At 63.9% G+C, this 22,525-nt stretch carries 17 protein-coding genes; 5 read left to right on the plus strand and 12 right to left on the minus strand.

Annotated features, from left to right (window positions below; translation table 11 throughout):
- Positions 1-10 precede the first annotated feature (10 nt).
- The 6 genes from U5A67_RS04870 to U5A67_RS04895 all read right to left on the minus strand — a co-directional run bounded on the left by U5A67_RS04870 (position 11) and on the right by U5A67_RS04895 (position 9,446).
- Complete coding sequence (locus tag U5A67_RS04870; protein WP_321813264.1) at positions 11-364, minus strand: hypothetical protein; 354 nt, start codon at positions 362-364, stop codon at positions 11-13.
- Between the two features lie 12 nt (positions 365-376).
- A complete protein-coding gene (locus U5A67_RS04875; protein ID WP_321813401.1) occupies positions 377-1,246 on the minus strand; it encodes an alpha/beta hydrolase in 870 nt (289 codons plus the stop codon).
- 2 nt (positions 1,247-1,248) lie between these two features.
- Positions 1,249-2,442: a glycosyl transferase family 8 gene (locus U5A67_RS04880; RefSeq protein ID WP_321813265.1), complete on the minus strand. Its 1,194-nt coding sequence runs from the start codon at positions 2,440-2,442 to the stop codon at positions 1,249-1,251.
- On the minus strand, positions 2,439-4,523 hold the full coding sequence (locus tag U5A67_RS04885; protein WP_321813266.1) for a tetratricopeptide repeat-containing sulfotransferase family protein: 2,085 nt from the start codon (positions 4,521-4,523) through the stop codon (positions 2,439-2,441). The genes U5A67_RS04880 and U5A67_RS04885 overlap by 4 nt, the downstream gene beginning before the upstream one ends.
- Before the next feature lie 548 nt (positions 4,524-5,071).
- Positions 5,072-8,836, minus strand: coding sequence for an autotransporter domain-containing protein (locus U5A67_RS04890; RefSeq protein ID WP_321813267.1), 3,765 nt, complete (start codon positions 8,834-8,836; stop codon positions 5,072-5,074).
- 487 nt (positions 8,837-9,323) lie between these two features.
- Positions 9,324-9,446, minus strand: a complete 123-nt coding sequence (locus U5A67_RS04895) for a hypothetical protein (RefSeq protein WP_321813268.1) — start codon at positions 9,444-9,446, stop codon at positions 9,324-9,326.
- A gap of 74 nt (positions 9,447-9,520) precedes the next feature.
- Between U5A67_RS04895 and U5A67_RS04900 the strand changes: the two genes are divergently transcribed.
- The 3 genes from U5A67_RS04900 (at position 9,521) to U5A67_RS04910 (ending at position 11,934) form a co-directional block, all read left to right on the plus strand.
- Positions 9,521-9,976: a phage tail protein gene (locus tag U5A67_RS04900; RefSeq protein ID WP_321813269.1), complete on the plus strand. Its 456-nt coding sequence runs from the start codon at positions 9,521-9,523 to the stop codon at positions 9,974-9,976.
- Positions 9,977-10,102: 126 nt separating this feature from the next.
- Complete coding sequence (locus U5A67_RS04905; protein ID WP_321813270.1) at positions 10,103-10,951, plus strand: NADPH-dependent oxidoreductase; 849 nt, start codon at positions 10,103-10,105, stop codon at positions 10,949-10,951.
- A 71-nt stretch (positions 10,952-11,022) separates the two neighbouring features.
- Complete coding sequence (locus U5A67_RS04910; protein ID WP_321813271.1) at positions 11,023-11,934, plus strand: 2-dehydropantoate 2-reductase; 912 nt, start codon at positions 11,023-11,025, stop codon at positions 11,932-11,934.
- Between the two features lie 51 nt (positions 11,935-11,985).
- Here the strand turns inward: U5A67_RS04910 and U5A67_RS04915 are convergent, their stop codons facing one another.
- The 6 genes from U5A67_RS04915 to U5A67_RS04940 all read right to left on the minus strand — a co-directional run bounded on the left by U5A67_RS04915 (position 11,986) and on the right by U5A67_RS04940 (position 19,552).
- The gene (locus U5A67_RS04915; RefSeq protein ID WP_321813272.1) at positions 11,986-13,170 is read right to left on the minus strand and encodes an L-dopachrome tautomerase-related protein; all 1,185 of its coding nucleotides are present in this window, start codon (positions 13,168-13,170) and stop codon (positions 11,986-11,988) included.
- A gap of 210 nt (positions 13,171-13,380) precedes the next feature.
- On the minus strand, positions 13,381-13,839 hold the full coding sequence (locus tag U5A67_RS04920; protein WP_205982304.1) for a PaaI family thioesterase: 459 nt from the start codon (positions 13,837-13,839) through the stop codon (positions 13,381-13,383).
- A 148-nt stretch (positions 13,840-13,987) separates the two neighbouring features.
- A complete protein-coding gene (boxA, locus tag U5A67_RS04925) occupies positions 13,988-15,211 on the minus strand; it encodes a benzoyl-CoA 2,3-epoxidase subunit BoxA (RefSeq protein ID WP_321813273.1) in 1,224 nt (407 codons plus the stop codon).
- Positions 15,212-15,223: 12 nt separating this feature from the next.
- The gene (gene boxB, locus U5A67_RS04930) at positions 15,224-16,663 is read right to left on the minus strand and encodes a benzoyl-CoA 2,3-epoxidase subunit BoxB (RefSeq protein ID WP_321813274.1); all 1,440 of its coding nucleotides are present in this window, start codon (positions 16,661-16,663) and stop codon (positions 15,224-15,226) included.
- A 21-nt stretch (positions 16,664-16,684) separates the two neighbouring features.
- Positions 16,685-18,424 carry a 2,3-epoxybenzoyl-CoA dihydrolase gene (gene boxC / locus U5A67_RS04935; protein ID WP_321813275.1) on the minus strand — a complete coding sequence of 580 codons (1,740 nt, stop codon included), beginning with the start codon at positions 18,422-18,424 and terminating at the stop codon, positions 16,685-16,687.
- A gap of 153 nt (positions 18,425-18,577) precedes the next feature.
- Entirely contained in the window at positions 18,578-19,552 is a 975-nt protein-coding gene (locus U5A67_RS04940) for a helix-turn-helix transcriptional regulator (protein WP_205982299.1), read from the minus strand.
- A gap of 338 nt (positions 19,553-19,890) precedes the next feature.
- Here U5A67_RS04940 and U5A67_RS04945 point away from each other — a divergent pair, with 338 nt between their 5' ends.
- Positions 19,891-21,540: a benzoate-CoA ligase family protein gene (locus U5A67_RS04945; RefSeq protein WP_321813402.1), complete on the plus strand. Its 1,650-nt coding sequence runs from the start codon at positions 19,891-19,893 to the stop codon at positions 21,538-21,540.
- The gene (locus tag U5A67_RS04950; RefSeq protein WP_321813276.1) at positions 21,537-22,373 is read left to right on the plus strand and encodes an alpha/beta fold hydrolase; all 837 of its coding nucleotides are present in this window, start codon (positions 21,537-21,539) and stop codon (positions 22,371-22,373) included. The genes U5A67_RS04945 and U5A67_RS04950 overlap by 4 nt, the downstream gene beginning before the upstream one ends.
- Positions 22,374-22,525 lie beyond the last annotated feature (152 nt).

Consider the following 22,525-nt stretch of genomic DNA (forward strand, 5'->3'; position numbering starts at 1 on the left):
CACGTATGCGTTACTTACCCGCGCGATACCATTGCGCGTACCGGGACGCGATCGTTCGAAAATCGGCCTCGGTCAGCGCGTTGACGTCGCGTCCTTCAGCCACCGCAGATACGGTTTTCCTGAAGTCGTCGTCGATCTTCAGCAGCATGTCCAGAACGCCGATACTCTGCAGCACGGCAACCTTCGGCGCAGAGCCGCCGATCGACGCCATCGGCAAACCCGCAGGGTAGGCTTCGACGATAAGCGGCCAATGAGTTTCAAGCAGGCTGGCGAGGTCTAGTTGCTGGGTCGCGTCCATGATTTTTTCGCTTTCGGTTTCAACAATAAGCTGCAGTTTACCGCTCACCCGCGTCTCATCTGCCATGACGCAAGGGTTTCAATGCGCATGCGTGTCCGCGCTTGTCATGCATGACGGCGCAACGCTCAACAACCGGGGCCATTGCTGTTGCCATTCGCCCCCGTGCGTCATATGCGCAACAAGCTGCACATCCACACACTTTGCGCCGCCCTCGGCGGCCACGAAACGACGCGCCACTTCGGGCGGCACGATCGTATCGTCGGCGCCGCTGAAATGCACCTGCGCGAGCGCGCCGACACGCGACGCAAAATCGATCGGATTGAGCGAACCGGGCATCGGGGAGACGTGATGGATCGCGTTCACATACTCGTCGTCGAGATTGCCCGCCACCGTTCGGAGCAGCCCGATGTCGCGCCGCTGCGCCGCCAGCAACACGGCAATCGCGCCGCCGCCGGAGTAGCCGGTCAGGTTCACCGGCTGCCCCGGCGCGCGCGCGGCGATCTGGTCCACGGCCGCGTTCATCGCGCTCACCACCTCGGACGAAAAGCGCTTGTCGGTCCAGTACGCGACGGCGCAACGCGGATTCTCCGACATCGGCGAGTACTGGCACGGGCGCGCGATATAGGCGACGTTGGGCGCAGGATCGACCGCAGCGAGCGCGAGGCCAGTGGGTTCGCGCGGCGTCGGATCGAGCGACGGTTCGGTGCGCGAGATCCACGCCAGACCGTCGCCTTCGATATAGACGTCGATTGGCGCATCGGGCCGCGTCACGCGCACAAATGCGGTCAGCACGAAGGCGTCGGTGGCGATCTGCTCGCGCTTGAGCCCGGCGCTTGCGGCCAGCGTATCGGCGCGTTCGTTGCGATCCATCCCGACGCAACCGCCCATGAACAGACAGGCGACCAGCGCCGCCAGCCCGCCCACCTGCCGCAGGCTATTTCGTAGCATCGTCACCGACAATTCGTCCCGTCACCCTGTCTTGCCGCCGCCCAGCCCGTCAGTGCCTGCGCGACCCGCTCGATCGCGCTGCCCCAGTCGCCACGCTTTTGCTGCCGCCACAAGCGTACCGACGGATACCACGGCGTGTCGTCGCGTTCGAGCAGCCAGCGCCAGTCCGGCACGAACGGCAGCAGCACCCAGGCGGGCCGACCCAGCGCGCCGGCCAGATGCACGGGTGACGAGTCCACCGAAATCAGCAGATCGGCGATACTCAGGATCGCTGCCGTATCCTCGAAATCGTCGATGTCGTCCGAGAGCGACACCACGCGCATGCCCGCAGGCGGCTGCTGGGTCTGCGCCGAAGCGGGTCCCTTCTGGATCGACACGAAGGTCGCGCCGGACTGCGCGAGCGGCGCCAGTTGCGCGAGGTGCATCGAGCGGTTGGCGTCGTTGAAGTGCGTCGGCCGGCCGGCCCACACGAGCGCCACGAGCGGACGCGGCAGACCGGCCAGGCGCGCACGCCACTTGTCGATACGCGCGGCGTCGGCGCTCAGATACGGCACCCTGCCCGGCAGATCCGCCGGCTTGAGCGCCATGCTCATCGGCAGGCTCATCAGTTCGCAATGCATGTCGAAGCGCGGCGGCAGCGTGCCGCGCACCACGAGGTCGTCAAAGCCTTCCATGCGCTGCGCGAGCGAATGCGTCGCCGGATTCACCTCGAACACCACGCGTGCGCCGCTTTGCGCCTTTGCCCACGCCACCATGCGCATGAACTGGAACGTATCGCCGAAACCCTGTTCGTCGTGAATCAGCAGGGTCTTGCCGGGCATCGGCTGACCGTTCCAGCGCGGCATCTGCACCTTGCGCTCGATCGACGTGGTGTGCGCGAGGCTGTATCGATAGCGATACTCGCGCCAGCCACGCTCGAATTCGCCCATCAGCAGCAGCGTTTCCGCCAGATCGAAGCGTGTCCCCAGATCGCCCGGTATGCTCGCGACCAGCATTACCTGGATCGCGCGCGTCTCGGCGATGCGGCCCTGCGGACGGATCGCCGCAACAAGCAGCCGCCACAGCAGCAGCGGGCCCGTGCCCGAAGCGAGATACGGACGCAGTAGCGCCTCCGCTTCTTCCAGTTGCCCTGCGTTGAGCAGCGCCCGCGCCTGCTGTTCGACGTCGCGCACCTGTGCGGTGTCGATCGTCGTCATGATGCGATCCCGAGCGCGGCCAGCAACTCGCCGATATGGTCGGCATGCTCGCGCCAGCGGCCTTTCGAGCTGCGATAAATCGGCTGGCGCACCTGGTTGACGCTCGCGGTGCGCACGACGCGCCGGTTTTCATAGAAGCGCAGGCACGCATCGTCCCAGGGCAGCCCGAGGAAGTCGACGAGGCGGCGCGCCTCGCCTTCCAGATCGTCGACCACGGCTTCGTAGTCCACTTCGATGAATCGATCGGCGGGCAGTATCGCGCGCCAATGGGCCATCAAGCGCGCGTAATCGCCGTAGAACTGGCCCAGTTCGGTCTGGTCGTAGGCGAACAACTGGTCGCCACTGAACAGCTTCGTGTAGCACGACAGGCAGGTATCCGCCGCGTCGCGTCGCGCGTGGACGATGCGCGCGCCCGGCAGCGCGAGCGCGATGAGGCCCGCATAGACGAAGTTCGAGGGCATCTTGTCGACGAGATAGCGCCGGCCGTTGGCGAGCGGCGCCGTGCGTCTGAGATAGTCGCGCCCCAGATCCGCAACGGCTTCGGCGTCCAGTTTGCCGACGAACTCCGGGAAAGCGCCGCGCGCTTCCACCACATGACGCAGCGCCGATAGTTCGCCCGCGCCGGTTACCTGCGAATGCGACGACAGAATCTGCTCGATCAGCGTGGTGCCGGAGCGCGGCATGCCGATCACGAACACCGGCATCTCCGATTGCGCGCCCGCGCCCTTCAGGCGCGCGAGCAGGTCGGCGGGAAACGCGGCGGCGACGCGCGCCATCCACTCGCCCATGGCGGCCGCGTCGTACGCGAAGCCCGACCGCTTCATGCGGTTGCCGCGCTCGAGGTGATGGAATGCACGGACCGGATCGTTCACGTCGAGGTAGGCTTTGCCAAGCGCGAAGTGCACGGAGATACGCTCCGGTTGCGCGCGGCGGCCCTCTTCGGCGACGAATGCTTCGAGCACGGCAAAATCCGCGTCGCCCGCGCGGAAGGTGCGGGCGTTGGCGCGACCGGCGAGCAGCAGCGCCGATTCGGGAAAGGTCTGCAGCGCCTGATCGAACGCGGCCATTGCCTCGTCTTTACGGCCGGCTTCCAGCAGCAATAGCGCGCGGCCGTGCATCGCCTCCTCGGCCACGGTGCCCGGCAATTGCGCCGCCTGGCCGTAAGCTGCGAGGGCTTCGTCGGTGTGGCCGTGCGTTTGCAGCACGATGGCCAGCGTGTGATGCGCATCGGCGTTTTGCGGCGTCAGCGCCACCGCCTGGCGCGCAAACACCAGCGCCTCTTCGCTGCGCCCGACATGCGCGAGCGCCTTGGCGTAAGCGATCAGGCCGCCCGGATGTTGCGGCGCGAACGCACGCAGCATGTCGAGCACGCGCAGCACCGACGGGTAGCGGCGCCGCGACATTTCCACATCGGCCAGATTCAGGTAAGCGTCCGCCAGTTGCGGATTCAGGTCGATGGCACGCCGCGCCAGCGCCTCGGCTTCGTCGGCGCGGCCTTGCGTGGACAGCAGGAAGGCGAGATTGCTATGCACCTCGGCGGCTTCGGGATTGAGCGCCAGAGCCTGCCGATAATGCGACTCGGCCAGATCGAGACGGCCCAGGCGGCGGCTGGTGTTGGCGAGATTGTTCCAGGCCTCGGGCCAATCGGCCTTGAGCGCGACGGCGCGTTCGAGGCAAACGCGGCTCTCTTCGAATTTGCCGGCTTCCTGCAGCACGATGCCCAGATTGTTCCATGCCGGCGCGTGCGACGGGTCCATGGCCACCGAGCGCCGCCCGGCCTCTTCGGCTTCGGCGAGCAGCCCTTTCTGGCGCAACATCTCGGCCAGATTGCTCGAATAGACCGCTGGCGCGCGCGGCGCCATACAGGCCTGGCGCAGATGCGCAATCGCAAGATCGAGGTTGCCGTAGCTGTGCGCCATCAAACCGAGCAGATGCAGCGCGTCGGCCTGGCCGGGCCACGCAGCCAGCACCCGCTGACAATACTGCTCGGCCTGATCGGCCTGGCCGGCGTTCCAATGGGCGTGCGCTCGCTGAAGCGCTTCTGAAAGACTCAAGGTTTGCTGGCTGGCCTGGTTCGACATGGAAGTGACAGCGATCGTTTGAGAGCGATGAAGGCGATATTGCGCCGAGTACCGTAACAGGTCTGCGCGCGGCTTGCATGCGTATCATACAAGGCCGTTCCCGTTCAGCCGTGGCGGAGATGGATTACTTTGAACGCAGCAACCGAAGCAGCCGCACGTCAGCGTCCCGGCCGCACGCATTGCGCCTCAATCATCCGGCTTGCTAAATGAATTCGAACTCGCGGCAATGACATGGCTGTTGTCATCAGGAATTGAATGCCAAGCGGGTTATCTTTCCGATTCTTTCCCATTCCTATTTTTATCGTAATTTGAATGGGTTTCGGCGAAGCTGAAGATCGCCTTGAGAATGACTGGAATGCTCACGAGCAGAGCGTGCGAGGCGTTGACCTTCTACGTCTGCCGCTACACGCACCGCCAGCATCGAAGCAGCGACACACGGTTGCCAGCGATGCGGGACCGACGAAAGACCACCAGGGTGGTCGAGTCGGACCCGCATGCCGGATGCTGGCCGGCACATCGGCTATTCACAGACGACGGCCGCCGAGCGCTCAGAACTTCTGCTGAAGCCTGAGGATGCCGGTGTTCGACACAAAGCCCGACCCCACCTGCAGGTCATAACGCATCGACAGGCTCAGGTTGTTCGCGCGCACCAGCGTCACACCCAGCGAAATATCCGCCAGATTCGACACCGGCGTGGCGCCCGTCGTGGTGAAGCCGGTCTCGTTCGCGGCACCGGAGAAGAACGCAGCCGAAGTCTGGCGAGTCTGGTCGTACTCGTGAATCCACTGCGCCCAGATCATCGGTACGAGCGTGCCATATGACGTCTGGTACGCCTTCTCCAGCTTCGCACCGAGCGCGCTGCGCAACGAATTGCTGCCCGTGCTGCCCACCGTGAGCGCTGCGCCGTTGCCGCCGGTTTCCGTGTAACCGGACTGATTCAGGCGGCTGTACGTGAGGCTCGCCAGCGGCGTCAGCGTGGCGCTGGCCACGGCGAGCGGCCATCCCAGTTCCGCGTGCAGCGCGTACTGCTGACCGTTGAAGCTGCCGTTGGCCACGCCTTCGTAGCCGGTCATGCTGACCACGCGCGTCGTGTCGTAGTGCTGCTGCGTGAGTGCGCCCGAGAGGTTGACGTACCACGGCGCGCCCTGGTAGCTCGCATAGCCGATCAGGCCAAACGCATTGACGCCCGCGCTATCGCCGGATTGATCGTCGCTATAGTTGGTCGCGGTGTGCGAGTAATGGAACGCGCCACCGACGCGCCAGGCGTCGCCGAAAGCACGGTCGGCGCCCAGCACGAGACCGCCGTAATTCGCGCTATAGCCTGCCACGTTGTCGCGTTCGCTCTGGCTGGCATGACCGCCGAAAGCCTGGCCCCAAGCGGTCCAGTTCAGCGGGCTGTCACCCGTGGCGAGGCCGGTCGCGCCCTGTCCCTGGGCAATCCGCATTGCATCCAGGTGGGTGCCGACCACGTTCATGGCGTCCAGCGTCGAAACGGAACCCACATGCGTCGTCTGCAGCGGCGAAAGCTGGTTGCCCAGGCGATTGGCCACGCCGCTGCCGCCGCTCTCGATCGCGGCCAGCGTTGCGTCGTAGAGATTCAGCAACTGCGCGTTGCTGGTCCCGGTGTAGCCGAGCAGCCCCGTCAGCACGTTCACTGCATTCGATTGCGTGGCGCGCGAAGCGTAGGACCCGCTGCTCGACGTGCCGCCGCCCGAACCGGAACCCGAATCGGTGCCGGAGCCCGAATCGGTGCTGTTGAGCGTCACCACCAGATCGGTGGTGCCGTTCGATTCCGTCACGCTGCTGCCGGTCGCGCCTGCGCTGTAGCCCGCGATCGAATAGTTCAGGGTGCCGGCGTTATACGCGGCCGTGCCTGCAGTCTGGACCACGACGTAGCGCTGTCCCGCCGCGAAGCCATAACCATTGCTGCTCTTGAGCTCGACCGACGAACCCGAGGCAATCGTCGTGTTGCCGCTGACGACCAGCGAGCCGTAGCTCGTGCCGCTCGACACACCGACAAGCAGCGTGGCCGCCTGGCCCTGGGTGTAATTGCCGGTGATCGTGACGGCGCTGTCGACTTCCAGCGTCGCGGCCGTATTGCTCACCGTCCCGCTACCGACGTTGATGTAGTCGTTCAGCAGGATATTGCCGCTGCTGAAGTTGACGTCCGCGGCGCTGGTAATCGTTCCGATCGTATTGTTATAGCCGGTGAGCGTGCCGAAGCTCGTGCCGCTTGCGCCGGAAATCGTCAGCCCGCTGCTGGACAGATTGGCGATATTGCCAGCGATCACACCGGTATTATGGATCGAGCCGAGCGTGCCGGTCGTCTGGTTATAGATCGCAAACTGGCCGCCCGAAATCGTGCCGCTATTGTTCAGCGCGCCGATCGTGCCATCGTTATAGACGCCATAGGTTCCGCCGGCGATCGTGCCGCTGTTATCCAGCGTGCCGGTGCTACCGGAATTGACGATGCCATTGACGCCGCCCGAGATCAGGCCACTGTTATCGAGCGTGTCGATGGCGCTGTTCGCGAGAATCCCGCTATTGATCGTCCCGAGAATCGTGCCGCTATTGCTCAGCGTGCCGATGGTGCCGCCACTGCTGTCGAGCCCCGTGTCGCCGCCGATCACCGAACCGCTGTTCGTCAGCGAGCCGATCGAGCCGCCGTAGTTGAAGATGCCGTAGTCAGTGGCGGAAATGGTGCCCGTATTGCTCAGCGTGCCGATCGCAGAGAAGTTATAGACGGCGGCGGTGCTGCCCGAAATCGTTCCGCTATTGCTCAGCGAATCGATCGTGCCGGTGTTCGCCAAGCCGATCTGACTGCCGTCGATCGTGCCGCCATTGCTCAAGGTGCCAAGCGTGCCGCCGTTGAAGCTGGCCAGGCCGCCGGCGATCGTGCCGTTGTTGTCCAGCACGCCGATCGAACCGTAATTGGCGATCCCCACTTCCGACGCGGTATCGCCGATCACGCCGTCGCTGTTATTGGTCACAGCGCCGATCGTGCCGGCCGCGTCGTTGTAAATGCCGGCCACCAGCGCGTTCGACACGCCGCTCGTGATGCTCAGACCCGTGCCGCCCGCGATCGTGCCGCTATTGGTAATGCCGGTGATCGACACGGCGTTGTAGAGGCCGGTTGCGATCAACGTACCGATAACGCCGCTATTGGACAGCGAAAGCGCTGGAGCGGTGATGGTGCTGCCGCTGGCGATCGTGATATCCGCGCCAGCCGTGGTGATCGAGCCCGCGTCGATCAGCGTGCCGATGCTGCCTTCGTTCAGAATGCCTTCGTTGCCGCCGGAGATGCTCCCGGTGTTGGTCAACGTGCCGATCGTGCCCTGGTTCACGATGCCTGCGGCGCTGCCGGAAATCGTCCCGCTATTGGTCAGCGCGCCTATCGTGCCAAGATTGAAAATGCCCGTTCCAGCCGAAGCGCCGCCGATCAGGCCGGTACTGTTGTTGGTCAGCGTACCGATCGTGCCCGTGGCGTCGTTATAGATGCCGGAGAGAATCTCTGTGCCTGGCGAGGCCTGGATGGTCAAGCCCGTGCCCGCCGCGATCGTACCGTTGTTGGTAATTCCGGTGATCGACACCTCGTTGTAAATACCCGTCCCGATCAAGGTGCCGATGACGCCTTCGCTCAACAAGGAAAGCGTTGGGCTGCTGACACTCCCGCTGCCGATCGTGATATCCGCCCCGCTCTCGGCGATCATTCCCGTGTCGATCAGCGTCCCGATCGAGCCGTAGTTGAGCATGCCATAGGCGCCGGAAATCACGCCGCTGTTGATGAACTTGGCAATGGTGCCGACGTTCACGACGCCATAGATACCGGAAATGGTTCCCGTGTTGGTAACCGTGCCGATCGTGCCGCTGTCGACGAAGAAGCCGTATATGTCGCTGCGAATGGTGCCGCTGTTGGCAATGGAGGCGATCGTGCTGGCGTCGCTATAGAAACCATAGTCGTAACCGGAAATGGTTCCGCTATTGGACAGCGTGCCGAGCGACCCCACGGCCTGCATGCCCATTTCGTCCGAGGTTCCGCCAACGAGCTGGCCCGCAGAAACCGCATAGTCGCCGCTCGTCCATGTAGCGCCTACGCCAACGGCGTGTGCGTCCGGCGCCGACATCAAAGCCAAAGCGCCCGCCACGGCCATCGCCAGTGCGCCAGGCACCAGACTGCGACCCGAGATTGCCTGGGTGATACGGCGAGCCGACAAAGTCCCCCTGGACTTGCCTCCATGCCGCTTCGCCAGTTCCCCCGCCACCTGCCACTCCCCGCGTCCGGCATTCCAGACGACGCTATATACGCGATTCATTGTTATCCTGATTCTTGCCGCGCCGACTCAGCTACCGACGCAGTTTTTCAAATGCGACCGGCAGTGGTCGCCCCCGGTCAATCTGTAGTTCTTTTCTTTTTGGCCCGAATATTTTGATTGATGATGCGGGCCATAAACCGATGAATCAGTCGCGAAATTACACGATTCGAGCGTTAGTGAACATACCTTAATAAATTGAATTTGTAAGGTGTTGGGTTTTGACATCGGTATTCCCAAATCGCATTACCCTGGGTGCGCGGACAACCAACATCAAATGCGTGACAGCAAGATCGTTGTTGACTGCAAACCGGATGCGTGACGCGTTCGATCCAGGCGGTTTAGAAGCCACCCGGCACGCATGGCCCCTATTTTCAGGCATGATTGCGTGACGCCCGGCACGCCGGCGTCGTGCCGCCGGAGTGCGCCCTGATTTGCACAACAGCCTCGTTTATTGAGGCCAATATCTCTTGCGAAAACGTTTGCGAGCTCAATATCCGATAGCACCTAACTCATTCAGCACAGCAATGAGCGTTATTTTTTCGGAGTAATTTTTTCCGATTTTTCTTACTTTTTTCACGCGATCCACAACTGGATTTTCTTCGAATTTCATTGCGCGTCTATACCGTGCGTCTCATTCTTCGTACGTTTCGCGCCACGGCATCGCATCGCAAAGGAGAATCGACCATGACGAACGACGTACAGAACCCAGGCGCCTGGCCGTTGCCGACGTTTCATTTTTCCGTCGACATCGGCGACTGGCAGGGTCTGGTGTTTCAGGAAGTGACGGGCCTGGAGACGGCAAGCCAGGTCATCGAATATCGCGCCGCCGACAGCAAGCCGTTCTCCACGGTGAAGATGCCCGGCATCGGCAAGCTCGGCAACGTGATCTTGAAGAAGGGCATGGTGCCCAACGACGACAAATTCAGCGCCTGGTTCTCGCAGATCAAGATGAACACGATCGAGCGCGTGCCGGTCGTCATCAAGCTGCTCGACGAAAAAGGCAACACCACGATGATGTGGACGCTGAAGAACGCCTTTCCGGTCAAGGTCACCGGCACCGACCTGAAGGCCGACGGCAACGAGGTGGCGGTGGACGCGCTGGAACTCGCCTATGAAGGCGTGACCGTCCAGAACGGTTGAGCGGCGATCCTGGGCGGCAACCCGCCGGCAGGGCATCGCAAGCACCATTCGCGCAGCCCATGTACCATACGGCGCTCGCGCCCTGGCGCACCGCTTTCAATCGTCTTTGCCGGAGTAGAAGACCCGATGTCCACCCTCACCTCGCCCGAAACGTCCATCGCCGCCGCTCAACGTGCCCTCGAAACCCGCTACGGCACGCCCTGGAGCGCGCCGCTGCCGGCCTGGAACGAGACGCTCGATTCGCTGCTCGCGCACCGTTCGGTCCGCAATTACGCCGACAAGCCGCTGCCCGAAGGCACGCTCGAAACGCTGATCGCCGCCGCGCAATCGGCTTCGACGTCGTCGAATCTGCAGACCTGGAGCGTGGTTGCCATCGAAGACCCGGAGCGCAAGGCGCGTCTTTCGGCGCTGGCTTCGAATCAGTCGCAGATCCGCGAAGCGCCGCTGTTCCTCGTCTGGCTCGCCGACCTCAACCGTCTCGAAGCCGCCGCCGAGCGCACCAACGCCAGCGCCGAAGGCCTGCACTATCTGGAAACGCTGTTCGTCGGCGTGATCGACGCGGCGCTCGCGGCGCAAAATGCCGTGGTGGCGCTCGAATCGCTCGGCATGAGCGCGGTCTATATCGGTGCGATCCGCAATCAGCCCGAGCAGGTCGCCGCCGAACTCGGCCTGCCGCCGCGCGTGTTGCCGGTGTTCGGCCTGTGCGTGGGTTATGCCGATGAATCGCAAGCCGCGCAGATCAAACCGCGTCTGCCGCAGCCGGTCGTGCTCCATCGCGAGCAATACGACGCCGCTTCGCAACCGGAAGGCATCGCGCAATACGACGAAACCATCGGCGCATTCCAGACCTCGCAAGGTCAGAGCGCCGCGGGCTGGACCTCGCGTTCGCTCGCGCGCTGGCGCAGCCGCGAATCGCTGCACGGTCGTGACCGCCTGCGCGACGCGCTCAACGCACTCGGTTTCGAACTGCGTTAAATCCGGCGCGGCGGCACAACCATATTTGCATTTGTTGCACGCACAACGACATTGAGCACGGAGTCATGCAGATGAAAGTTGCCATCATGGGCGCAGGCGCGGTGGGCTGCTATTACGGCGGCATGCTTGCGCGCGCGGGACACGATGTCGTGTTGATCGGCCGTCCGCAGCACGTCGAAGCGATCGAACGCGACGGGCTGCGGCTCGAAGCGCAGACTTTCGACGAACGCATCGGCGCGCCGCATCTGCGCGCGAGCACGGAAGCGTCCGCTGTGGCTGGCGCGCAGCTCGTGCTGTTCTGCGTGAAATCGACCGATACCGAAAGCGCGGGCGCGTCGATCGCGGCGCATCTGCCCGCCGATGCGCTGGTGCTCACGCTGCAAAACGGCGTGGATAACGCCGATCGTCTGCGCAAGACGATTTCGCAGGATGTGGCCGCTGCCGTCGTCTACGTGGCGAGCGGCATGGCCGGTCCCGGTCACGTGCGCCACAACGGGCGCGGCGAACTGGTGATCGAGCCGTCGCGCAGCAGCGAAGCGGTCGCACAGGCGTTGATCGCTGCGGGCGTGCCCACGGAAATCTCCGCGAATGTGCGCGGCGCGCTCTGGTCGAAGCTGATCCTGAACTGCGCGTACAACGCGCTTTCGGCGCTTTCGCAATTGCCGTATGGTCGCCTTGTGCAAGGCGTGGGCGTGCGCGACGCCATGCGCGACGTGGTGGCCGAATGCAAGGCCGTCGCGCAGGCCGACGGCGTCACGCTGCCCGCCGATGTAGACGCGGCCGTGAGCCGTATCGCCGAGACCATGCAGGAGCAGTATTCGTCCACGGCGCAGGATCTCGCACGCGGCAAGCGCAGCGAAATCGATCATCTCAACGGTTTCGTCGTGCAACGCGGCGAAGCGCTGGGCGTTGCCACGCCCGCCAACCGCATGCTGCACACGCTCGTGAAGCTGGTCGAAGACAAGGCGCACGGCGCCCTCTGATGCCGCTTTTGATCGGCCCGCGCCACTCGATGGCGCGGGCGCCTGCATCGATCAACCCGCAAAGAGTCCCACAGGTTGCGGCGGCAGCTTGATATGAAAGATCGATACGCGATCCTTGCGCGGATAGCCATTCAACGCATTCAGTTCATGCCAGTTCGAATCGGCGAAATAGAGATCATTATTCTGCAATGCGAAACTATCGGCCCAGGTGATGTGACCAGCGCCGTCTACGAGCGTGCGCTGCGTGAAACCCGGTTGGCCGTTCCGGTCCGCAGGCGTAAGTGCGATCACCGAACGATGTTCGAGATCGCCACCGTATAGCGTGCCGTCCGCGCCCATCAACAGGCCTGCTGCAAGCGCGTAATCGCCGAGCGATTGCACCTGCTGCGAAAGCACGGTGGCCGGGAGCGTAGCGTCGATCAGGGCGTCGGTCGGCACGCGCCAGTAGTGATGGTCGGTGAGCGCGCGATAGTAGAGCCAGTCGCGCTGCGGCGAGAGCGCAATGCCGTTGGTCTGCATCGTGAAGGTCTTGCCGTCCGGGCCGCGCGCCACGCGCCCGTCCAGCACCAGATGCTGCGAAGGATCGGCCATCGCCGAACGGTCGCCCGCCAGCGCGAGCCGCGCGAGTCCGTCGCTCAGCCGCACGACCAGCACGCCGCCACGATTGCCCGCGATGCTGATATAGGCATAACCGTGCTGAAGATCGATACGCACATCGTTGGGCGCATCGGCCGGCGTAATGGCGTTTCCAAACGTATAAGGCCGCACGGGCGCGGCTTTATCGATATCGAATTGAATGAGTTTGGGCGGCTGCAGACGCCTGTCTGCACCAGGCAACGACGAATCGAGTACCCAGAGTCGATCGCGCTCGTCCACCCAGAGCGCCTGCACGCAGATCCATTGGCGGTCGCCTGGCTTGTGCGGCTTGTAGGCATTCCAGTAGGCATCAGGAAACGGCAGCAACGCGCCACTGCGCAGATCGACTTCGACCACGCTGAACCGCGAGCGCTTGAGCGCAGAAGGCGCAGCGGCAAACACACGGCCCGTGCGCGTCACGCCGATACCCGCGAGCCTGAATTGATCGCGGAAAGTGGCGACTGTTTCGAGCGCAGGCGCCGATGCAGGTGCCGATGCAGACGCAGCCGGCGGCGCGGCCCGCACCGCACGTAAGCGCCCCAGCGCCGCCAGTGCGGTCACTCCCAGCGTCGCGACGACGCGCCTGCGCGCAGCATCCATGCTTGCCCCCTTCGCTCAGGAGATTCGCCGCCCCGGCGAGCGCAGGCCATGGTGCTCTGGCAGCGGCGAAACGGGTCGGGTTCTCGATACATCTAACGATAACCCGCCCGAATCCCGTGTGCCTTCTGGGTGCCTTCTGGGTGCCTTCTGGGTGCCTTCTGGGTGCCTTCTGGGTGCCTTCTGGGTGCCGTCTTTGTGTCTCTTCAGGCGTCAGCCGGCCTCGCGCTCGAACACCAGCAGCGTGGACGTAGCCGAAGCGTAGAGCTTGCCGGCCGCATCCTTGATCGTCGCTTCCGCGAACGCGGCGCGGCGGCCGATGGTCAACACGCGGCCTTCGGCGTACACCGGCCCTGTGCTGGCCGTCATCGCGCGATGATAGGCAACCTTCAGTTCGAGCGTGGTGTAGCCCTGATTCGCCGCGAGACGCGAGTGCGCCGCGCAACCGCAAGCCGAATCGAGCAGCGTGGCCGCATAGCCGCCGTGCACCGTGCCGATTGGGTTATAGGCGTGCAGGCCGGGCATGCCTTCGAATACGACGCGTCCTTCCTCCACTTCCACCAGCTTGAAACCCAGCGTTTCGCCGATGGGCGCAACGCGGCCGTTCTTGATCATCTGCTGCAATTGTTCGAGGCCGGTCAGGCCAGCGGGCAGTTCGGAAACGAGGTTCATGGGCAAAAGGTCTCCATCGGTTGAGCGTGCAGCGCCCGCGCCGGGCACCACGCGATTCCGACATCCTACCTTGTTGCGAACGATCGTGCTTAAATGCTTTTTGCCTGGTTTTGTGTGCGGTTTTGCCAGGAGGTTTCGATCGGCCGCGTCAGTACGTTTCCAGGTGCAGCCGCCCTTCCCGTTTGAGTTGTTCCCAGAGCGCGGCCCATGCCATGCCGTGAGCGGCGGCGATATCGGCCAGAGTTTGCAGCACGCCGTCTTCCATGCCCTTGAGTCCGCACACGTAGATGTGCGTGTTGCCGTCTTTCAGCAATTGCGCGACGTCACCGGCGCGCTCGCGCATGGCGTCCTGTACATAGCGTTTTGGCTGCCCGGGCGTGCGCGAAAAAGCCAGATTGGTATCGATAAAATCCTTCGGCAGATTCATCAGCGGTCCGAAATAAGGCAATTCCTCGCTCGTGCGTGCGCCGAAGAACAGCATGAGTTTTCCGGTCGCTTCGCCTGGCCTGCGGCGACGCCGATACTCCGTCATCGCGCGCATCGGCGCGGAGCCGGTGCCCGTGCAGATCATGAGCAGATGCGAACCCGGGTGGTTCGGCATCAGGAACGTGTTGCCGAACGGGCCGATCACCGTCACGACATCGCCCTTTTTCAGATCGCAGAGATAGTTCGAACACACGCCGTCCGTGGCATCGCTGTGCTCGCGCGTCACGCGCTTGACCGTGAGCGAGACGTTGTTGTAACCGGGACGCTCGCCATCGCGCGGGCTCGCAATCGAATACTGGCGCGCGTGATGCGGGCGGCCATCGGCGCTCGTACCCGGCGGCAGAATGCCGATCGACTGCCCTTCCAGAACCGGAAAGGACAGCGCGCCAAAGTCCAGCACGATATGGTGGATGTCGCTGGGCGCGGCGGCGTCGGTGAGGCGGTAATTGCCGACCACGATCGCCGTGGCGGGCGTCTTGTGCGTGTAAAGCTGCACATAGGGCCGCGCCGCCGACCACGGCGGCACCGTCGATCCGCGCACGGTATCCGACGCGGCAACCGGTGCATCTTCGCGCGCATCCGCGGTGGCGGTTTCCTGCGCCAGTTGCGGCACGGCTGCATTCTGCGCGGGCAATTCGTCCCAGCCGAATTGATCGTCGAGGCTATAAGCCGCGCTCTTAAGCACGGTGCGCCAATTGTCGATCGCCCCGGTCGGGCACGGCGGCACGCATGCCATGCAGCCGTTGCAGACCTCGGCCTTGACGACGTAATTGACGCCGTCGTGCGTAATCGCATCGATCGGGCAGGTCTCTTCGCAAGTATTGCAGCGAATGCAGATCTCAGGATCGATCAGATGCTGCCTGAGCGTATCAACGGGAGTATCCATAAGAACATCGATTCAATCGAAGCGCACATAGTCGAAATCGACGGGCTGGCGATTGATGCCCATCGCAGGCGGCACGATCCAGTTGGCGAACTTGCCGGGCTCGACCACGCGCCCCATGAGCGAGGCCACATACGCGCGGTCATCGGCGGTGGGCAGCCAGTTCGCCTCGTTCGCGGCCCATTGCGCTTCGTCGATCACGCGGCCATCCGGCGCGACGCGCACGCCCGCAAACGTACCAATACGCCGGTTGAACGCCTTGTGCGGCACACTCAGCCGCAACGCAATACCCGCCTTCTCCAGCACCTTGTTCCAGCGGTTCACACCCGCCACCGAATCCTTGATGTAATCGTCGCGCAGGACTTCGTTCATGGCGTTGAGCATCGGCACCTCACGTTCGACGAGTTTGCCGTCCTGCACGTCGAGCAGGCGATAGGTCTGGCCTTCGAGTTGATGGTCGTCGTCGCGCTTTGTTTCTTCGTAGCGTCCCTTGAGGCCCGCGCTGTAAAACGTGGCCGCATTCGACGAATGATCGGCGCCGAACAGGTCGATCGTTACCGAGTAGTGGAAATTCAGGTAGCGCTGAATCGTTTCCAGATCGATCACGCCCGCTTCGCGCAGGCGCTTCGCATCGTCGGTGCCGAGTTCGTTCATGACCTGCGCCGTGCGCTGCACCACGCGCGAGACGCCCGATTCGCCCACGAACATATGGTGCGCCTCTTCGGTCAGCATGAATTTCGTGGTGCGGGCAAGCGGATCGAAGCCCGATTCGGCCAGCGCGGAAAGCTGGAACTTGCCGTCGCGATCGGTGAAATAGGTGAACATGAAAAACGCCAGCCAGTCCGGCGTTTTTTCGTTGAACGCGCCGAGGATGCGTGGGTTGTCGTCGTCGCCTGAACGACGCTCCAGCAATGCTTCGGCTTCCTCACGACCATCACGGCCAAAGTGTCGATGCAGCAGATAAACCATCGCCCACAAATGCCGCCCCTCTTCCACATTCACCTGGAAGAGATTGCGCAGATCGTACATGGATGGCGCGGTCAACCCCAGATGCCGCTGCTGCTCGACGGAAGCCGGTTCCGTATCGCCTTGCGTGACGATAATGCGGCGCAGGTTCGCGCGATGCTCGCCCGGCACGTCCTGCCACGCGGCCTCGCCCTTGTGCGCGCCAAAGTGAATCTTGCGGTCCGCATCGCCCGGCGCGAGGAAAATACCCCAGCGATAATCGGGCATTTTCACGTGATCGAAATGCGCCCAGCCGCCTGCGTCCACGCTCACTGCGGTGCGTAGATAAACGTCGAAACCGTGCGAGCCTTCCGGTCCCATGTCGCCCCACCACGAGAGAAAGTTCGGCTGCCATTGTTCGAGCGCGCGCTGCAGCGCGCGGTCATCGGCGAGATTGACGTTGTTCGGAATCTTGTCGCTATAGTTGATCGTCGACGGGATCGTGGACATGTCGGTTCCTTGCGTGCGCAATCAAACGCGCGTGGGATCGAATTGCGCCTTGCTGCCCTTGCCGTACACCTTGAGCGCGCCTTTCTCGCCAACAGCGTTGGGGCGATTGAAAATCCAGTTCTGCCACGCCGAAAGACGCCCGAATATGCGCGTCTCCATCGTTTCCACGCCATTGAAGCGCAGGTTGGCTTCCAGGCCGGTGAGCGCATCCGGCGACATCGCGGCGCGCTCTTCCAGCGCGATGCGGATTTCGTCGGCCCAATCGATATCGTCGGGCGCGGCGGTGATCAGCCCGAGCGCTTCGGCTTCCAGCGGCTTGAGCGCATGGCCGATCTGCGCACGCGCAGCGTCGAGCGGCTCGGCTTCCTCATAGAAACGCCGCGCCAGTCGCGACTGCTGCGTGACCATCGGATACAGACTGAAATTTGCTTCGGATAGCGTAATAACCGGCTCTTCGTCCTGGTTCGACGGCAGCGCCGCCATATAGCTGCGATCCGCCGCAAACGCGAGTTCGGCCAGCGTGCCGGCAAAGCACGAGCCCGGTTCGATCAGTGCGAACAGCGAGCGCGAAGACACATCGATACGCGCGAGCGTGCGGCGCAACATGCCGATCGTCTCGCGCACGAACCAGTGATCGCGATGCGCAAGCAAGGCCGCATCGGCCGCCAGCACGGCGCGCGCATCGCCCGCTGTTTTCAGAATCCAGCTGCCGATTTCCAGTTCGTTGCTGCGCATCGAGAGAATCGCATCGTCGAGTTCGCGCGCGACGCGCAGCGGCCACCATGCGGCTCCGGCGGCAACGATCGCATCGACGCTTTCCGGCAATGGCGACGCCGAAAGATCCGGCGCCTTCACGGTGAACGTCGCCGTGCGCTTCGCGCGATCGATCGATACGTCGACAGTCGCGTAGCTCAATCCACCTTCATGTTCGACTCGCTCGATACGCGTGAGCGCGACGCCTTGCGCGTCGGCGGGACGATCGCTCTGCGCGGCCAGCGCAAGTGCGCGCGCACACACGGTGTCGGCGAAACGGTTCGGCTTGATCACATCGTCGACGAGACGCCACGCTTTCGCGCGCTCGCCGCGGATGCCTTCGGCCACGGTGCAGAAAATATCGGCGCGGTCGTGACGCACCTTGCGTTTGTCGGTCAGGCGCGTGAGACCGCCCGTGCCGGGCAGCACGCCGAGCAACGGTACTTCCGGCAACGCGACCGTCGATGAGCGATCGTCCACCAGCAGGATTTCATCGCACGCGAGCGCCAGTTCATAACCGCCGCCCGCACAGGCGCCGTTCACGGCAGCAATGAATTTGAGCCCCGAATGCCGCGACGAATCCTCGATGCCGTTGCGCGTTTCGTTGGTGAACTTGCAGAAGTTGACCTTCCACGCGTGCGTGGAAAGGCCCAGCATGAAAATGTTCGCGCCCGAGCAGAACACGCGCTCCTTGAGACTCGTCACGACGACGCTGCGCACCTGCGGATGTTCGAAGCGAATGCGCTGCAACGCGTCGTAGAGCTCGATATCGACGCCCAGATCGTACGAATTCAGCTTGAGCCGGTAACCCTCGCGAATTCCGCCGTCTTCGGCGACATCCATGCCGAGCGTCGCGACGACGCCATCGACGCTCAAGGTCCAGTGGCGATACTGCGAGGGATCGGTGCGGTAATCGACCCGCTGGGTGCGGGCCGCTTCGCTGGAGTGAGGAACGGATGAAGCGGACTGGACAGGCGGCGGGGCGACAGGCGTGTCTGCGGCGGCCATGGGCGTCTCCGGTATCGAGAACATTGCGGGAATGTGCCTCTCGTTTCATTGAACGATAGTGCAGTACCCAACCCATGTAAAGCACTTTAGTGCATATTGTGACGCGCGACGGGTAAACCATGAAGCAAAATGCATCTGCGCACCCGCCCGGCTTCAATCGATACGCACGGGCTCCGCGCCCAGCCGCGCCGCCAGCCGGTCGCGCAGTTGCAGATAGGCATCGGCAAGCGTTTTTTCGCTGGTATCGAAACGCATATCCGCGCGGCCATAAAGCTCGCTGCGGCCCGCGAGAATGCGCTTGAGATCGTCCATCGCCTCGTTATTGCCCGACATCGGGCGCAGATCGCCTTGCGCGATCACGCGGCGCATATGGTCTTCCGGCGCGGCCTGCAACCAGACCGTGAAGCAGTGCGCGAGCAAGGTATTGAAGGTCGCCGGCTCCGACACCAGCCCGCCCGGCAAGGCGATCACGGCGCGCGCATGTTCGGCGATCACGGCGTCCAGCGCGCGCTGCTCGTAGCGGCGATACGCGCTCGCGCCATATAGCGAATGGATTTCCGCCGGCGGGCAGCCGGCCAGTTGCTCGATCACGCGCGTGAGTTCGACGAACGGCACCTTGAGTTCCTGCGCCAGCATCCGCCCGAAGGTGGATTTGCCCGCGCCGCGCAGACCGATCAGCGCGATGCGTTCGTTGCGATGCGGGTCGGCGGGCGTTTGCGCGAACATGTCCGCCAGCGCCACGCGCGCGCGCTGCAAGGCGGCCGGATCACGCCCCTGCAGCAATTCGCGGATCAACAACCATTCCGCCGATGAAGTCGTGACATCGCCGATCACTTCGGCCAGCGCGCAGTTCAGCGTGGCCGCGATCTGCCGCAGGACCAGCACCGAGGCGTTGCCCACGCCCGACTCCAGATTCGCCAGATGGCGCTCGGAGAGCCCCGTTTCCGCCGCCAGCGCCTTGCGCGTCATGCCGCGGCGCGCGCGCAGCATGCGCACGCGCTCGCCCATCGCGGTCAGGAAAGGATCACGCTCGCTGCGCGCGCCGCTTGCCGCTTCGGCCCCCTCGCGGGCCTGGGCGTTGTCCGTCACGTCGCTCGCCGGCGATTCGGCGATATACGTTTGCTTCATCTTCAGAGGCCTCTCAACCTGGTTTTATGTACTATAGTGCTTGACACGCACCTTGTTGGTCCCTGATTTTCCGATAAAAGTCGTCCAAACGACAAACCCGCCAAGGAGACCCCAGCCCGCGCAAGGATTCCCCGGCCGGATCACAGCTCTCTGCGACGCCGCCTGCACGGCATCGGCAGGTGGCCGGTAGGCGGGCAAATACTCGCCAATACCTATTTACCAGGCAATCCGTATCAATTCGAATCTCCCAGCCATCCCCCGATACCGTAGCGCTCACAACGACAACCGTCCGCCCGCGACGCGAGCCGACGAAAGACAGCGGAGACAGCAACGTGGATATTCAGGCAGCGCCGCCGCTTGCGGCGCGCGAATGCGTAGCGGCGGCCGCGCCGCCTCCCGCGCAGTTCAACTTCGCGGCACACCTGTTCGCGCTCAACGCGGCGCGCAGCACCCAGACCGCCTATATCGACGATCACGGCACGCTCGCGTACGGCGAACTCGAAGCGCGTGCCCTGCGCTTTGCCGCTGCGCTGCGCGCGCTCGGCGTGCGTGCCGAAGAACGCATCCTGCTGATCATGCTCGATACCGTCGAGTTGCCCGTGGCCTTTCTTGGCGCGCTGCACGCGGGCGTCGTGCCGGTGCTGGTCAACACGCTGCTCACGCCCGCCGACTATGTGTATATGCTCTCGCACAGCCGCGCGCGCCTGGTGATCGCTTCGGGCGCGCTATGGCCGGTCGTGAGCGCCGCGCTCGATGAGGCGCATGGCAGCGATTGCCTGCTGGTCGTTTCCCAGCCGCCCGAGGCTTTAGAGTCCGACGCTTTAAAACCCGAAGCGCGCGAATACCATCTCCTGCACGAACTGATCGAGTCCGCCCCGCCCGCCACCCGCGCCGCACCCACCGGCTGCGACGACATCGCCTTCTGGCTCTATTCGTCCGGCTCGACGGGCAAACCCAAGGGCACCGTGCATACGCACGCGAATCTCTACTGGACCGTGGAGAACTATGCGAAACCGATACTCGGCATCCGCGAAAGCGACGTGGTGTTTTCCGCCGCAAAGCTGTTCTTCGCCTACGGGCTGGGCAATGCCCTGACATTCCCGCTCTCCGTGGGCGCGACCACCGTGCTGATGGCGGAGCGCCCGACCGCCGACGCCGTCTTCGCGCGTCTCGTCCGGCATCGCCCGACGATCTTCTACGGCGTGCCCACGCTCTACGCGAGCATGATGGCCTCGCCCGCGCTGCCGGCGCGCACCGACGTCGCGCTGCGCATCTGCACCTCGGCCGGCGAAGCCTTGCCGCGCGAGATCGGCGAGCGTTTCAGCCGTCATTTCGGCAGCGATATTCTCGATGGCATCGGCTCCACGGAGATGCTGCATATCTTTCTCTCGAACCGTCCCGGCGAAGTCGAATACGGCACCACGGGCCGCCCGGTACCGGGCTACGAGATCGAGCTGCGCGACGAAGCGGGCCGGCCCGTGCCCGATGGCGAAATCGGCGATCTTTATATTCGCGGCCCGAGCGCCGCGCTGATGTACTGGAACAATCGCGAAAAATCGCGCGCGACCTTCCAGGGCGACTGGGTCAGAAGCGGCGACAAATACCAGCGTCAGCCGGGCGGCTGCTACGTCTACGCGGGCCGCAGCGACGACATGCTCAAGGTCAGCGGCCAGTACGTCTCGCCGATCGAAGTCGAAATGGCGCTCGTGCAGCACGAAGCGGTGCTCGAAGCGGCCGTGATCGGCGTCGAGCAGGACGGGCTCGTGAAAACCTGCGCGTTCGTCGTGCTCAAGCCCGAGGCGCGCGCCGCCCAGACCGCCCCTGCCGATCTCGCGCTGACGCTCAAAGCCTTCGTGAAGACGCGGCTCGCGCCACATAAATATCCGCGCGACATCCTGTTCGTCGACGATCTGCCCAAGACCGCCACGGGCAAGATCCAGCGCTTTCGCCTGCGCGAACAGTTCCAGACGCCGGGCGGATCGGCATGAGCGACAGCCGCTTCGCCGAACTCGCGGCCCAGGGCGCGCGCGGGGCCTGCACGATCGAATATCGCTGGGTTGGCGTGACGCAGGCGCACGCGCCGCTCGCCGTGTTTCTGCACGAAGGACTGGGCTCCGTGGCGATGTGGAAGGACTGGCCGCATGCGCTGTGCGAACGGCTCGGGCTGCGCGGGCTCGTCTATTCGCGGCCGGGCTATGGGCGCTCCACGCCGCGCGCGCATGCGCAACGCTGGCCGGTCGATTTCATGGCGCGGCAGGCGCACGACGTGCTGCCCGCCTTGCTCGATGCCATCGGCATCGGCGCGCACGAGCGAACGCAGATGTGGTTGATCGGCCATAGCGACGGCGCATCGATCGCCCTGCTGTATGCGGCGCGCTTCGCCGACGCGCTGGCCGGTGCCGTCGTGATCGCGCCACATGTTTTTGTCGAGGACATTTCCGTCGAGGGCATCCGCGCAGCAAAAAACGCCTTCGAAACCGACGGGCTGCGCGCCGGGCTGCGCGCCAGGCTCGCGCGTTATCACGACGACGTGGAATCCGCGTTCTACGGCTGGAATGACATCTGGCTCGATCCGGCTTTTCGCGCGTGGAACATCGTCGGCGAGATTGCGTCGATTCGCGCCCCGCTGCTCGCCGTGCAGGCGCGCGACGACCAATACGGCACGCTCGCGCAGATCGAGGCCATCGGCACGCAGGTGCCGCATGCGCGCGTGCTGACGCTCGAAGCGGGCGGACACTCGCCGCATCGCGACGCGCGCGAGGCGCTGGACGATGCCATCGCCGCATTGATGCACGAGCACGACGCACGCCCGCAACGCTGATCCCCCGCTGTTTCTATCCGCAGACCATTCGATGCGCACTGCATCGAACTGGCGCGTTATCACGCGCAGCTTGCCAAAATGTGTCACTGCGGCCCTGGCCACGCCACATCGGCAGGTCACAATGAGGTATCGTCTGCACTGGCCGTCATGAC

Source organism: Paraburkholderia sp. J69-1 (assembly GCF_905220255.1).
Lineage (GTDB): Bacteria > Pseudomonadota > Gammaproteobacteria > Burkholderiales > Burkholderiaceae > Paraburkholderia.